The following is a 15844-nucleotide window of genomic DNA, read 5'->3' on the forward strand; positions in this document are numbered from 1 at the left end:
AAAAGACAAAAGGTAATAGAGTGGAATCTATTACCTTTTGGATTATAACACACTTTATTTTGTTTTTCTTAACAAAAATGACCCGGCTAGTAAAAAAGTTGGTATCGATGATAAACCAACAATCAACAGCCAATCCTTAGCTGCTACCGGCAGTGTGTGAAAAATAGGCTGTAATGGCGGGTAATAAATAACGACAAACATCAATGCAAGTGAAGATAAAACGGCCCAAACAAGGTACTGATTTCCGAAAGGATTTCTCGAGAGCACTGATTTCTCACTGCGGCAATCAAACACATGAATCAGCTGAGCCATGACAAGTGTTGCAAAGGCAACAGTTTGTGCATATTGCAACTTGGCAGGATCGTTATTGTAAACAATCATAAAGGATAGTAATGTTACCAGCCCTATTAGGAAGCCACGTGACACAACCTTCCAGCCCAGACCTCGCGAGAAAACACCTTCATTTGGACTGCGGGGTTTACGTTTCATTACATTTTCTTCAGGTCGATCGAGCCCTAGTGCCATAGCCGGCAACCCATCAGTAACCAAATTCACCCAGAGGATTTGGATAGGAATAAGCGGCAGAGGCAGCGCTAAAATCATCGCAAACAACATGACCAAAATTTCACCAACATTAGAAGCCAACAAGTATCGAACAAATTTACGAATATTTTCATAGATATTTCTGCCTTCCACTATCGCAGCCTTAATCGTGGCAAAGTTATCGTCCAACAAGATAAGAGAGGAAGCTTCTTTGGCGACATCTGTCCCGGTAATCCCCATAGCGACTCCAATATCAGCGGCTTTAATAGCTGGCGCATCGTTCACACCATCACCCGTCATAGCGACAATATGTCCGCGATTTTGTAATGCTTTGACAATTTTCAGTTTATGCTCTGGTGAAACCCTAGCAAAAACTGAAACATCATCGACTATTTCTTCAAGCTCTTCGACTGTCATTTCAGATAATGCATTCCCATCAATGACCTTGCTTTTATTCGTTATAATTCCAAGTTGGGAGGCAATCGCTTTTGCAGTGATGACATGGTCACCCGTAATCATGACAGTTTTAATACCTGCTTCTTTACATTCCTTTACAGCCTTTTTCACTTCAGGTCTCGGCGGGTCAATCATTCCTTGAATACCAATAAGCGTTAAATTTTTCTCAGCTTCTCGTTCACTTAAAATAATCGTATTAGCCTGTATTGGTTTAAAGGCAATCGCGATCGTTCGAAGTGCCTGTGATGCGAGTCCATTTATTGCCTCCTGAACCTTCACTTGTGTCTCTTTATTTAAAAATTGTGTTCTCTCGTCCCAAAGAACGGATTCACTAATATCTAAAATGACGTCCGGTGCCCCTTTTGTGACTATAAAATGCCGTCCCTGCTTGTCTTTAACGTGAATACTCATCATTTTTCTGGTTGAGTCAAACGGGAATTCATTTATGATCGTAAACTCATCTAATAATTTGGGACGATCAAAACCTGCTTTCATTGCACTTACCAACAGTGCCCCTTCGGTTGGGTCTCCGTCAAGAATATAATCATCATCCTTAATGACTAAATCTGAATGATTACATAACATCCCAAAAATCAGCATTTGCTGCAATGCCTTTTCATCTTTAGGATTAATATTGCGTTCATTTCTATAGAAATTCCCTCGCGGCTGATACCCTACCCCATCAACTGTCCAAGTTTGACCCCCACTCCATAAATGGGTAACCGTCATTTTGTTTTGTGTCATTGTTCCCGTTTTATCTGAACATATGACCGAAGCACAGCCAAGTGTTTCTACCGCGGGCAATTTCCTGACAATGGCATTTTTCTTAATCATTTTTTGCACACCGAGGGATAATGCCACTGTCACGATTGCCGGCAGCCCTTCAGGTATGGCCGCAACTGCAAGAGAAACACCTGCTAAAAACATCTCATAAATGTCGTGGCCTCGCAAAACTCCAACCACTACAACCAGAACAGTTAATAGTAAGGCTACTGTAATTAGTATTTTTCCCAGCTGCTCTAAGCGGCGTTGCAATGGAGTATCTTGCGCCTCTGCATTTTGAAGCAAATCTGCAATTTGTCCCATTGCTGTTTTCATACCTGTTGCAATGACGACTCCTATCCCGCTTCCCCTCGTAATCATCGTACCCATAAATGCGATATTCTCCATATCTCCTATGCCAGGGTTAGGGTTAGTCAGGATTTCTATATGCTTGGAAACAGGGACGGATTCTCCTGTAAGCGCTGATTCTTCAATTTCTAAACTTTTTGACTCAATCACACGGACGTCGGCACCGATACGGTCCCCACTAACAAACTTCAAAATATCCCCTACCACAATTTCTTTCGAAGGAATTTTGATCCACTGACCATCCCGGAGCACAGAGACTTGTGGTGCAGATAATGCCTTTAATGCCTGTAGAGATTTCTCTGCCCGCCTTTCTTGAAAAAAACCAAGAAAGCCATTGATAATGACGATGGCAATAATAGCAATGGCATCAATATATTCGCCAAGCAATCCGGAGATTAAGGTAGCTGCGAGAAGAACTAAGACCATAAAATCCTTAAATTGACTAAAAAATAAGAGTAAAGCTGATTGCTTTTCTCCTTCGTCCAACTCATTTAGTCCGTGCAAATTAATTCTCTTTTTTACTTCTTCCTGTGATAATCCAGAAGAAAAGTCGGTTTCTAGAGACTTTTCTACTTGTTCTATCTGCATTTCATGGAATTTCATCCGACCATCTCACTTCCCCCTTTAAATACCTATAAATACCTGCTCTAAAGAAAGCTTATTCAGGGTCGTCCAAAAAAATGCTATGATATAGTGAAAGATAAATTAGAGAATAAATGGAACCCTATTGATTGGAGCGGAAATCAACGGGCACGTTTAACAGAGTAAAAATAAGACAGTATATTTTTAGTAAGCTATAATTAATTCATATGAATGTAGTAAAGGATGTTTTCCATGTCATTTGATGGTTTATTTACAAAAGCAATGGTCGATGAACTTGTTCGTTCCTTGAAGGGCGGACGGATCAATAAGGTTCACCAACCCTATAAAAATGAAGTAATTCTCACGATTCGTGCGAATGGAGTTAATCAAAAGCTGCTTTTATCAGCACACCCTAGCTATGCGCGGGTCCAATTCACGAATGAGGCATACGATAATCCTAGTGAAGCCCCGATGTTCTGTATGCTGCTTAGGAAACATATTGAGGGGTATATTTTAGAGGATATATATCAAGTAGAAACAGACCGGATGATAGTACTTGAAATAAAGGGCAGAAATGAGATTGGTGATATTAGCTATAAACAATTAATTATTGAAATTATGGGCAGGCATAGCAATATCGTACTGGTAGATAAAACACGAAATGTCATTCTTGATAGTATCAAACATGTTTCCTTTGCCGTTAATAGCCACAGGGCCATTTTGCCAGGACAACCTTATGTATTTCCACCAGAACAGCATAAGCAAAATCCGTTTCATTCGAGCGAAGATGAACTATTAAGAAAAATTGATTACAATGCAGGAAAACTCGACCGCCAATTAGTTGAGCAATTTGCAGGGATCTCTCCCCTTTTTGCCAAGGAAGTTATATTCCAAAGTGGTCTAGCCAATCGTTCTACAATACCGGGAACGTTTATTCGTATGATTAAAAAGGTGGAAACCGGTGAGATTTCTCCTTCGATTATATCGTCGGGCGGTAAGGACGCTTTTTACTTATTTCCCCTTGAGCATCTAAAAGGAGAAATAAAGACCTTCCCTACACTAAGTGAATTGCTTGACCGTTTTTATTTTGGCAAAGCGGAAAGAGACCGGGTAAAGCAGCAAGGAAATGATATTGAACGATTTATTCAAAATGAAAAAGAAAAGAATGAAAAGAAAATTAACAAACTGAAGGCTACTCTGAAAGAAGCAGAAAAGGCTGATCAATATCAACGCTCTGGCGAGTTGTTAACTGCCAATTTATATGCTGCTAAGAAAGGGATGCGTGATATTGAAGTTCTCGATTATTATGATGAATCTGGTGGAACGATTTTAATTCCGCTTGACCCCAGAAAGACACCATCTGAAAATGCCCAAAAGTATTTTTCAAAATACCAAAAGGCAAAAAATGCAGTTGAAATTGTCGTTGATCAAATTGAAAAGGCACAAGTCGAAGTAGCTTATTTTGATAATTTACTACAGCAGGTACAAGCTGCCTCTCCAAAGGATATTCAAGAGATTCGTGAAGAATTAGTTGAGGGTGGCTATATCCGCGAGCGGCAGAAAAAGAAATTGAAAAAGGCTCAGAATGTTAAACCAATTTTAGATCACTTCTTATCTACAGATGGGACGGATATCATCGTTGGAAAAAATAATAAACAAAATGACTATTTAACAAATAAGCTGGCAGCAAGGGATGAGATTTGGCTCCATACGAAAGATATTCCCGGCTCACACGTGGTGATACGCAGCAAGGAACCATCTGATGAGACGATTCGTGAGGCTGCCGTTTTAGCCTCTTATTATAGTAAAGCGAGGAATTCAAGCTCTGTTCCTGTCGACTTTACGAAGGTCCGGTTTGTTAAAAAACCTAGCGGTGCAAAGCCTGGATTTGTGATTTATGACAATCAACAGACGGTTTATGTAACGCCGGATGAAGAATTGGTGCTGAAATTGAAGAAATAGAAGGAAAAGAGGGCACCCAGTAGAACTTGGATGCCCTCTTTTTCTATTTATCAGCGGATATTACCTGTTTATCAGCGAAATCACATGATTTATCAGCGTTAAATTCATTTTATCAGCGTATTTTCGATTATATCAGCGAATCTGTTTCAACGAACTGTTTGCTCCATTCAGATGGATCTTTCCTCCATAAAAGCAGACTTTTCTGATCCTCTGCCGTAACGTTGCCTTTTGAAATCGCTACTTCTATTAATGTCGGAAAATCAGTCAAAGAAATACTCTTAATCCCGTTTTCCTGAAGCAGTTCTCTTCCCTTTTCCAGCCCATATGTAAAAATGGAGACAACTCCAAGCACTTCACAGCCTGCTTCCCGTAATGCTTGAACTGCCGTAATCACACTGCCCCCTGTTGAAATTAAATCCTCAACAACGACAACTTTTTGACCTGATTCAACCTTGCCTTCAATCTGATTTCCTTTGCCATGCCCCTTTGCCTTTGAACGAACATAGCACATTGGTAAATCCATTAGCTCACTCACCCACGCTGCATGTGGGATCCCAGCTGTCGCCGTACCAGCAATAACTTCAGCTTCTGAAAAATTCTCAAGGATGAGTTTTTGCAAGCCAGCAGCAATTTCTCTTCTAACGGCCGGGAATGAGAGTGTTAACCGATTATCACAATAGATTGGTGACCGGAGCCCTGATGTCCAAGTAAATGGATCCTGTGGCTTTAAGGCAACCGCATTAATTTCTAATAATCTTTCAGCAATCACGTGTTTCATTGTCGTATCCCCTTCCATGCTTCCATCCATTTTTCATAGCTTTTCACTGGGTCAACTGACCGAGTAATTGAACGCCCTACAACAATAGAACTTACCCCCGAATTTCTCGCAAATTCCGGTGTAGCCACTCGCTTTTGATCCCCAACCTGATCAGACTCCATGCGAATTCCTGGGCATACGGTCAAAAACGATTGCCCAGCTTTCTCCCTAATAAAAGCAGCTTCCCATGCAGAGCAGACGATACCGTCCAGGCCAGCTTCTTTTGTAAGTAACGCATAATGTAAAACGGATTCTTCCAATGAAACAGGAATGAGCTGTTCTTTATTCATTTGCTCTTCTGATGTACTCGTCAACTGTGTTACCGCGATGCAATCAGGTCGTTTCCGTCCTGCAGAAGTCCCTGCCTCCAGTCCTTCAAGTGCAGCTGCCATCATCTCTTTTCCCCCGGCAGCATGAACATTAACTAAGTCACATTCCAATCGGGCAAGCCCCTTCATCGCACTTTTCACAGTGTTCGGAATATCATGAAGCTTTAAATCCAGAAAAATATGATGACCTTTTTCTTTTAATTGATGAACGATTGAAGGGCCTTCTTGATAAAATAACTCCATACCAACTTTCACAAAAAGCTCCTTGCCTTCAAAAGGCTGCAAAAAACGATTCACTTCGCTGCCATTAGCAAAATCAAGCGCGATGATAAGTGAGTTGTCCATCTTCTTTCCAGCTCCTTCCTGTACATTCACTGATGTGTTCAAAGCCTAATTTTTCTAGTAAAGCTGGTAATTCCTCAATAATGGTCGGACATACGAAGGGATCCACAAAATTTGCAGTTCCAACTGCTACGGCACTAGCGCCTGCATAGAAATACTCAATTACATCGGCAGCCGACTCAATTCCACCCATGCCAATAATCGGAATGGATACAGCCTGACTGACTTCATAAATCATCCGTATGGCAACAGGTTTAATAGCAGGACCTGATAAGCCGCCTGTACGATTGGCTAAAATCGGTTTGCCCGTTTTTAAATCAAGCCTCATCCCAACAAGTGTATTTATCATGGTTAAACCATCGGCGCCCCCAGCTTCCACCGCTTTCGCCATATCCACAATATTAGTAACATTCGGTGACAATTTCACATACACCGGCACTTCGGAAACTTCCTTTACCTTCCGGGTTAATTGCTTAGCTACTTCAGGTATTGTACCAAATGCAATTCCTCCCGTTTTCACATTTGGACAAGAGATATTTAGTTCTAATGCATGCACATTTGGTGCTTTTGAAATACGGCGAGCAACCTCCACATAATCCTCTTCGAGTGAACCTGCAACATTTGCGATAATCGGGACATCGTACTGGGAGAGCCAAGGCAGCTCCGCGCCTAGTACTTTTTCAAGGCCTGGATTTTGCAATCCGATTGCATTTAACATCCCTGATGTTGTTTCTGCTACCCTAGGGGTTAAATTTCCGAACCGCGGTTCTACTGTTGTGGCTTTAATCATAATCGCGCCCAATACACTCAAATCATAAAATTGGCTGTACTCCCGTCCAAATCCAAAACATCCCGAGGCAGGCATGATAGGATTTTTCAGTGTTAAACCCGGTAATTCGATGTTCAAACAGCTCATATCAATACCTCCCCGGCGCGAAAAACGGGCCCATCGCTGCATACCTTTTTATAGGCAACTCCGGTTGGGTCTTCTTTACTTTTACACACGCAGGCAAAGCATGCCCCAATTCCGCAGCCCATTCGTTCTTCTAATGATAAAAACATTTTTTTATCCGAATAACTTTGTTCAATCGCCTTTAACATTGGTGTTGGTCCGCATGTATAAATACAATCAAATCGTAAATCCTTCATGACATCTGTTACAAATCCTTTCCTTCCATAGGAACCGTCAACAGTAGTCACATAGGTTTCGCCATTTTCTAAAAATTCCTTTTCGTAAAAAACCGCCGTTTCCGTTTGAAAGCCTAGGACATGGATAACCTTTACACCTTTTTCGACTAATTGGTTAGAAAGTTCATATAGTGGCGGAACACCGATTCCACCGCCAACAAGCAAGGCTGTCTCACCTCTGCTGACCTCATCGACAGGAAAGCCATTGCCGAGCGGTCCAAGGATGTCAAGTTGCTTCCCTGGACCCAATTCTGCTAGCATTGTTGTTCCTCTACCTTCCTTGCGATAGATCATGGTCATGCTCTTTTGTTTTTTATCGAAGGAAGAGATACTAATGGGCCTTCGTAAAAGCGGGTCCCACCCATTTGAGACCCTAATATGCACGAATTGACCCGGGGCACTAATTTGTCCGACCAATTCTCCCTTTACAGTAAGCTCATATATGTCTGCAGCAATTTCTTTTTGGCTGCTGATTTTGCATAACTCTTTTCTAATCAAGCAAAGACAGCCTCCTTTTTCACTGAATCCATCGCTTCAGCCGAGAAGTTCATCGACTCAATCACTTTTAGGATAGCATCTGCTGTGTCTAATGAAGTTAAACACGGAACTCCATTTTCAACGGCTTCCCGGCGAATTCTAAACCCGTCGCGTTGCGGTTGTTTACCTTTGGTCAGTGTATTAATTATAAATTGCGCTTCGCCATGTTGAATGACATCCAAAAGAGTCTTTCCTTCCGAACCAATCTTTCCGACCTCTTTGACTCTTAGTCCAGCCGCCTCTAAAACAGCTGCTGTACCGCTCGTTGCCATTAAACGATAGCCGTTAGCGGAAAATCGCTTCGCCAGCTTTAAGGCTTCCTGTTTATCTTTATCTGCTACAGTAAACAATACCGTCCCAAACTTTTGGATATTCATACCTGAAGCAACTAATCCTTTATAAAGAGCTTTTTCAAGCGTTACATCCTTACCCATTACTTCCCCTGTCGATTTCATTTCCGGTCCGAGGGTTATATCCACACTTTTGAGCTTAGCAAAGGAGAAAACAGGAACCTTTACGAAAACCCCTTCTTTTTCAGTGGCAAGACCAGGAATGTACCCTTGATCAACAATCGATACGCCCAAAATTGCTTTAGTGGCTATTTTCGCCATTGGAAGATTCGTTATTTTACTTAAGAATGGAACCGTACGGCTTGAACGCGGATTGACCTCAAGCACATAGACTTGATCCCCTGCCAGAACGTACTGGATATTTAATAATCCGATAATGTTTAAGCCCTTTGCTAATTTCTCTGTATACTCCACAAGTGTTTGTTTTACTGTCTCAGTAAGAGTTTGCGGCGGATAAACAGCAATCGAATCACCAGAATGGACCCCCGCTCGCTCGATATGTTCCATAATTCCAGGTATTAGTACATTTTCTCCATCACAGATGGCATCTACTTCGATTTCTTTTCCTGTTAAATAGCGGTCAATCAACACTGGATGATCTGGATTAATTTTTACAGCATTTTTCATGTAGTGAAGCAATTCCTCTTCATGGTAGACAATTTCCATTGCCCTTCCCCCAAGAACATAGGATGGGCGGACTAGAACAGGATAGGCGATTTCGTTGGCAATCACCACCGCTTCTTCCACTGATAAGGCTGTTTTCCCTAACGGCTGCGGAATATTTAATTGTTGAAGAGCATGTTCAAACTTATCTCTATTTTCAGCACGGTCTATATCTTCAAGGCTTGTTCCAAGGATTTTGACCCCATTTTCAGCAAGATCTGCGGCAAGGTTGATAGCTGTTTGCCCGCCAAATTGGACCACAACCCCAATTGGATTTTCTAACTCAATAATACTCATGACATCTTCAATCGTCAGCGGCTCGAAGTAAAGCTTATCGGAAATACTGAAATCGGTGGATACCGTTTCAGGGTTATTATTAATAATAATTGCTTCATATCCTGCTTCCTTAATGGCTTTAACCGAATGAACAGTAGCATAGTCAAACTCAATTCCTTGACCAATACGGATAGGTCCCGACCCGAGAACAATCACACTTTTTCTGTCCGTTACGACCGACTCGTTTTCCTCTTCATACGTACCATAGTAATAAGGTGTTTCCGATTCAAATTCTGCTGCACAAGTATCAACCATTTTATAAACAGGGATAATCCCTAGGCTCTTGCGCAGGTTAAAAATCTCTTTTTCAGTACTATTCCAAAGTTCAGCGATTTTTTTATCAGTAAAACCTTTTTGCTTTGCTTCAAAAAGGATTTCGTTATCAAAAGGATTAGAAGCAATTTTTGCTTCCAGACATATAATTCCTTCCATTTTCTTCAAGAAAAATAAATCAATTTTACTCCATTGATGCAAGGTTTCTATAGTTAGTCCTCGTTTTAACGCTTCTGCAATGTAGAAGAGACGCTCATCTCCTGCTTTTCGAATCCGCTTCTCGAGTAATTCATTATCAATTTCCTCCGCACCATTTAATTCAAAATGGAAGACGCCCGCCTCAAGGGAACGAATGGCTTTTAATAGGGATTCTTCAAACGTCCGGCCAATCGCCATAATTTCCCCGGTTGCTTTCATTTGCGTCCCTAGTGAACGATTCCCTGATTCAAATTTATCAAAAGGCCATCTAGGGATTTTTGTTACAATATAATCGAGAGCTGGTTCAAAACTTGCGTACGTTTTCCCAGTAACCGGGTTCAACATTTCATCCAGCGTTAAGCCAACGGCAATTTTTGCAGCAAGCTTGGCAATTGGATAACCAGTGGCTTTTGATGCTAATGCCGAAGAACGGCTAACACGTGGATTTACTTCGATTATATAGTAATTGTAGCTATCTGGATCTAAGGCCAGCTGAACGTTACAGCCCCCTTCAATTCCTAAAGCACGAATGATTTTTAGTGATACATTCCTTAGCAGTTGATATTCTCGATCACTTAGGGTCTGACTTGGTGCAACCACAATGGAGTCCCCAGTATGAACACCCACCGGATCAATATTTTCCATGTTACAAACGACAATTGCATTGTCGTTTCCATCACGCATAACTTCGTATTCAATTTCTTTGAAACCAGCAATACTTTTTTCGAGCAAACATTGATTCACAGGACTATGCTTTAGTCCGCTTGCAATGATTTCCTCAAGTTCTTCTGGATTATGACAGATGCCGCCTCCCGTTCCTCCTAGAGTATAGGCAGGACGGACAATCACAGGGAAACCAATCTGTTCAACAAAAGCCTTAGCTTCAGCTAATTCATGAATGATTGCACTATCAGGTACCGGTTCGTTTAACTCATTCATTAAGCTGCGGAATAGGTCCCGATCTTCTGCTTGTTTGATCGCGGAAAGTTTAGTACCAAGAATTTCAACCTCGCACTCAGCTAAAACTCCGGATTCAGACAACTCAACAGCCAGATTAAGACCTGTTTGTCCGCCGAGAGTAGCTAGAAGGGAGTCTGGACGTTCTTTACGAATAATTCTGCTGACAAACTCTACTGTTAATGGCTCGATATAAACAGCATCAGCAATTTCTGTATCTGTCATTATGGTTGCAGGATTAGAGTTTACTAGAATAACACGATAGCCTTCTTCTTTTAGAGCGATACATGCCTGAGTACCGGCATAGTCGAATTCTGCAGCCTGCCCAATGACGATTGGACCCGAACCAATTACTAAAATGGAGTTGATATCTGTACGTTTAGGCATTTGCTGTAACCTCCTGTTTGTTCTCTTCCATTAGGGCAAGAAACTGGTCAAATAAGCCGTTTGCATCTTCAGGTCCTGGAGATGCTTCCGGATGATACTGAACAGTAAATGCCGGATAATCTAGGTGTTTTAGTCCCTCAACCGTTCCATCATTTATGGCAATATGAGTAATTTGTAATCTTGTGTTTTTAATTGACTCTTCTTCAACTGTATATCCATGGTTTTGTGCGGTAATCGCAACTTTCCCTGTAGTTAAGTCTTTGACAGGTTGATTGGAACCGCGATGACCAAACTTCATTTTTTCGGTGTTCGCCCCGCAGGCCAGGGCAAATAACTGATGGCCAAGACAAATTCCGAATAATGGAACTCTGCCTAATACTCCTTTTAACATATCGATTGCTTCTGGTACATCCTTTGGATCCCCAGGTCCATTTGACAGCATAATTCCGTCTGGACTTAATTGAAGAATTTCTTCAGCCGTAGTGTGATATGGTACAACGATCACATCACAGCCGCGCTGATTTAATTCACGTAAAATTCCATGCTTCATTCCAAAATCAACAAGTACAACCCTTTTCCCGCGTCCAGGACTAGGATAGGCATTTTTAGTTGATACCTGACGTACCTGATCGATTGGAAGCGATGTTCCACGCAATTTTTGTAGAACCTGATTTGCATCTTTTTCAATACTGCAAATTGCTCCCTTTAGTGTTCCGTATTGGCGGATAATTCTTGTCAATTTTCGTGTATCAATCCCTGCAATTCCCGGGATTTTTTTCATTTCAAAATATTCATTCAACGTATATTCACTTCTCCAATTGGACGGGAATTCAGCCGCTTCTTTAACAACGAATCCCTTCACAGCCGGATTGATTGATTCGAAATCATCACGATTAATCCCATAGTTACCAATAAGCGGATAGGTTAGTGTTACAATTTGTCCACAATAGGATGGATCAGAAAGGATTTCTTGATAGCCAGTCATCCCTGTGTTAAACACCACTTCACCGATCGTTTCAGTATCACTGCCAAATCCTTTACCGATAAAAATTGTACCGTCTTCTAAGATAAGCTGTTTTTTCATGCTAGTACACATCCCTTTTCCCAAGCAATTTGCCCTCCAGCTATGGTCATATCAGGCCAGCCTTTACAATTCCAGCCGCCAAATGGAGTATTTTTTCCTTTTGATAAGAATTCTTCTGGTTTAATTTCATATTCTTCATCGAGGTTCAAGATTACTAAATCTCCTGGTGCGCCTACTTCTATTCTTCCATATGAAAGCCCGAATGCTTCCGCTGGTTTTATTGTTAAAAATTCAATTAATTGGTTAAGCGAGATGATATTTTTTAATACAAAATGTGTATACAGCAGTGGGAACGCAGTTTCTAGTCCAACAATTCCGAATGGAGCGAGAACCATTCCTTCACTTTTTTCTTCTGCTGTATGCGGCGCATGATCGGTTGCAATAAAATCAATCGTTCCATCTAGAAGTCCTTCGATTAGGGCCGTTCTGTCATCTGCACCACGAAGCGGTGGATTCATCTTGAAATTCGTATCAAGCCCTGGAATATCATCTTCAGATAATAATAAATGATGCGGTGATACTTCTGCCGTTACATTAATGCCTGCTCGTTTTGCATCTCTTACCACCCGAACCGATTCCTTAGTACTAATATGGCAGACATGATAATGACAGCCTGTGGCCTCAGCTAAGAGGACATCTCTTGCAATCTGAACTGATTCACAGATGGAAGGAATACCATTCAAGCCATGTTTCTCTGAGAAAGAACCTTCATGGACACAGCCTTTATTAATTAGCGTGTTTTCTTCGCAGTGTGCAACGATTGCCATATTATTGGCTGCTGCTTTCCGCATGGCTGCTAGCATCCTCTCAGCCGACTGAACTCCGACACCATCATCGGTAAAGGCAAACGCTCCCGCTTCTTTTAATGCCTCAAAATCAGTTAGTTCCTGGCCAAGCTGTCTAGTCGTAATTGATGCATATGGCAAAACCCTTACCTTTGCTGTTTCGCTGATTCTGTTTTGCAGCCATTCCATTTGTTCCTTGGTGTCAGGCACCGGTCTTGTATTTGGCATCGCTGCTATTGTTGTAAACCCGCCCCTTGCTGCGGCAAGTGTCCCTGTAGCGATGGTTTCCTTTTTTTCTCCGCCAGGCTCGCGAAGATGAACATGTAGATCAATAAATCCTGGTGAAACTAACTTCCCAGCTGCATCCACTATCCGATCCACAATCGCATCAATGTTCGTTTCAATTTTTGCAATAACACCATTTTCTACCAATATATCAGCTTGTTTTGTTTCCCCATTAGAGGCTATGTAGCATGCGTTCTGAATAAGAATGTTCATAATTTTTTCCTCCTTCAAGACTTTCAATTGATCTCTTAATTGCTGCCATTCTTACATATACACCGTTTTCCATTTGCTTAAAAATTCTTGACCGCTTGCACTCCACAAGACTATCAGCTATTTCTACATTTCTATTTACTGGAGCAGGATGCATAATGATACTGCCCGACTTCATCATTTTTTCTCTTTCTAAAGTGAGCCCAAATTGTTTATGGTACTCATTTGCTGTAAAACTGCTTTTATTATGGTGCCGTTCGTGTTGAACTCGCAGCAGCATTACTACATCCGCTTCTTGTACTGCCTGATCAATAGGCCTATACCTAGATATATCTACACTCCTAGTATCAAACCATTCTTCTGGTCCAGAAAAAACCACTTCTGCTCCCAGCCTGGTCAGAACATCTGCATTGGAACGCGCCACCCTGCTATGTCGGATGTCTCCAATAATGGCAATTTTTAATCCTGCAAATTGGCCAAATTCTTGTTGGATGGTCAATAAATCTAGAAGCGATTGTGTTGGATGATGTCCGCATCCATCACCGCCATTGATGATTGGGATATTAATCTTCCCAACTAACTCATCAAAGTATCGATCCTGATCATGACGAATGACAATCGTATTTGCGCCAATTGATTCTAAGGTCTTTACAGTATCATAAAGTGTCTCCCCTTTTTGAACACTTGAGGTTAGAACTTCAAAAGGGATAACTTCTAATCCTAATCTTCTTTGTGCCACTTCAAAGCTGCTCTTAGTTCTTGTGCTTGGTTCGAAAAATAGATTGGCAGTAAACATTTGCCCTTCAGGATGCCACTTCATTCCATTTTTGAATCCATGAGCATCTGCTAAGATTTGATTAATCTCCTCCACCTTTAATTCATTTGTGGTTAGTAAGTGATTTATCATCCGTCTTTTTCCCGCCTCTCATTTTGATAAAAAACACCCTGACCATTGGTTCAGGATGTAAGAATTCCGACTTGATCCATGAGATTTAAATCATGGCATCAAGCTTACACCCTTATAAATCTCTCTGGATTTATTTAAAGAGTTGAAACTTTATTATGCAGTTTTCCGCTTTTCAGAGGATTGATTCTCCTCAAGCATATTTTCATTAATTGGTTCTTTGCCAGGTAGGATGAGATTTAAGAGAACCCCGCAAATTGCTGCCAATGCCATACCTTGGATTTGCAATGATTCAGATACTTTTATCACAGCGCCACCGATTCCAATCACCAGGATGACAGAAGATATGACAAGGTTACGCTTGTTTCCAAAATCAATTTTGCTATCAACCAGCATTCGCAACCCTGAAGATGCAATAATTCCGAAAAGCAGAATCGAAACTCCGCCCATAACCGGTGTTGGAATGGTCCCGATTAAGGCCGTTATTTTTCCAATAAATCCAAAGATGATAGCGAAGACTGCTGCACCAGCAATGACATACACACTGTATACTCGTGTAATGGCAAGGACACCAATATTTTCACCATAAGTTGTTTTGGGTGGGCCGCCAACCAAGGCAGAAATAATTGTTGCTGTTCCATCACCAAGAATCGAGCGGTGCAAGCCGGGTTCTTTAATATAATCACGACCAACTACTTTACTTAGTACTAACTGGTGTCCGATATGTTCCGATAAAGTTACAATTGCAACTGGAACCATTAACAGGACTAAATCCCAAGTGAATTTTACTTTATAACTTACAAATGGAAGGATAAATTCAGGCATTTCAAACCACTTAGCATCTAATACTGGTGTGAAATCGACGATTCCAACTAATAGTGCATAGATATATCCCACAATAATCCCTGCTAAGATAGGAATCATGCTTAACATTTTTTTTGCATAGATCGAGAAAATAATCGTCGCTGCCAAGGTAACAAGTGCGACGGAGAAATGAAGCAAGCTGTACTTTCCAGTCGCTGGATTATTCATTGCCATATTCACCGCAGTTCCAGATAGAGCTAATCCGATAACAATGATAACTGGGCCGACAACAATTGGCGGCAGCAGGTTCATGATCCAGCGGTGCCCCGCCTTGCTTATGACAAGTGCAACAATTCCGTAAACTAATCCTGCGAGAAAAGTACCGACCATCGCACCACCAGGGCCACCTTCTGCTTTGGCAGCAATGACAGGTGCGATAAAGGCAAAGGATGAACCCAGATAAGCCGGAACCTTGAATTTAGTTATTATTAAAAACGCCAATGTTCCAAGTCCACTTGAAATAAGTGCAATCGCGGGGCTCAAACCCACCAGGTAGGGAACAAGTATTGTTGCACCGAACATAGCAAACAAATGCTGTAAGCTTAATGTTATCCATTGAAATGGTTTTGGAATCTCTTTTACGTCTAAGATAGGCTTATTGTTCATTAGGATTTCCCCCATATGATATACTGCTTTACTTTAGTATCTATTTTTTTCATAA

Annotated in this window: 10 protein-coding genes and 1 pseudogene; 1 reads left to right on the forward strand and 10 read right to left on the reverse strand. The window is 41.3% G+C overall.

What is annotated here, in order from left to right; genetic code table 11:
* Positions 1–54 precede the first annotated feature (54 nt).
* Positions 55–2733: a calcium-translocating P-type ATPase, SERCA-type gene (locus tag QF028_RS18220; RefSeq protein WP_429467527.1), complete on the reverse strand. Its 2679-nt coding sequence runs from the start codon at positions 2731–2733 to the stop codon at positions 55–57.
* A gap of 231 nt (positions 2734–2964) precedes the next feature.
* Here QF028_RS18220 and QF028_RS18225 point away from each other — a divergent pair, with 231 nt between their 5' ends.
* The gene (locus tag QF028_RS18225; RefSeq protein ID WP_429467529.1) at positions 2965–4674 is read left to right on the forward strand and encodes an Rqc2 family fibronectin-binding protein; all 1710 of its coding nucleotides are present in this window, start codon (positions 2965–2967) and stop codon (positions 4672–4674) included.
* A gap of 127 nt (positions 4675–4801) precedes the next feature.
* On the opposite strand, the gene pyrE is transcribed toward QF028_RS18225, so the two are convergent.
* The 9 genes and pseudogenes from pyrE to QF028_RS18270 form a co-directional block, all read right to left on the reverse strand.
* Entirely contained in the window at positions 4802–5452 is a 651-nt protein-coding gene (gene pyrE / locus QF028_RS18230; protein ID WP_215000292.1) for an orotate phosphoribosyltransferase, read from the reverse strand.
* Positions 5449–6165, reverse strand: coding sequence for an orotidine-5'-phosphate decarboxylase (gene pyrF, locus QF028_RS18235; RefSeq protein WP_168242735.1), 717 nt, complete (start codon positions 6163–6165; stop codon positions 5449–5451). Before pyrF ends, pyrE begins: the two co-directional genes overlap by 4 nt.
* Complete coding sequence (locus QF028_RS18240) at positions 6137–7078, reverse strand: dihydroorotate dehydrogenase (protein WP_429467533.1); 942 nt, start codon at positions 7076–7078, stop codon at positions 6137–6139. Before QF028_RS18240 ends, pyrF begins: the two co-directional genes overlap by 29 nt.
* Entirely contained in the window at positions 7075–7848 is a 774-nt protein-coding gene (locus tag QF028_RS18245) for a dihydroorotate dehydrogenase electron transfer subunit (protein ID WP_429467536.1), read from the reverse strand. Before QF028_RS18245 ends, QF028_RS18240 begins: the two co-directional genes overlap by 4 nt.
* The gene (gene carB, locus QF028_RS18250) at positions 7845–11051 is read right to left on the reverse strand and encodes a carbamoyl-phosphate synthase large subunit (protein ID WP_429467538.1); all 3207 of its coding nucleotides are present in this window, start codon (positions 11049–11051) and stop codon (positions 7845–7847) included. The genes QF028_RS18245 and carB overlap by 4 nt, the downstream gene beginning before the upstream one ends.
* Positions 11018–12135: pseudogene (locus QF028_RS18255) on the reverse strand (carbamoyl phosphate synthase small subunit). The gene carB and the pseudogene QF028_RS18255 overlap by 34 nt, the downstream one beginning before the upstream one ends.
* A complete protein-coding gene (locus tag QF028_RS18260) occupies positions 12132–13418 on the reverse strand; it encodes a dihydroorotase (RefSeq protein WP_429467540.1) in 1287 nt (428 codons plus the stop codon). Before QF028_RS18260 ends, QF028_RS18255 begins: the two are co-directional and overlap by 4 nt.
* Positions 13378–14319, reverse strand: coding sequence for an aspartate carbamoyltransferase catalytic subunit (locus QF028_RS18265; protein ID WP_429472411.1), 942 nt, complete (start codon positions 14317–14319; stop codon positions 13378–13380). The genes QF028_RS18260 and QF028_RS18265 overlap by 41 nt, the downstream gene beginning before the upstream one ends.
* Positions 14320–14475: 156 nt before the next feature.
* Positions 14476–15789, reverse strand: a complete 1314-nt coding sequence (locus QF028_RS18270) for a solute carrier family 23 protein (protein WP_429467543.1) — start codon at positions 15787–15789, stop codon at positions 14476–14478.
* Positions 15790–15844 lie beyond the last annotated feature (55 nt).

Origin of the sequence: Neobacillus sp. B4I6, assembly GCF_050434045.1 — a bacterium.
GTDB lineage: Bacteria > Bacillota > Bacilli > Bacillales > Cytobacillaceae > Neobacillus.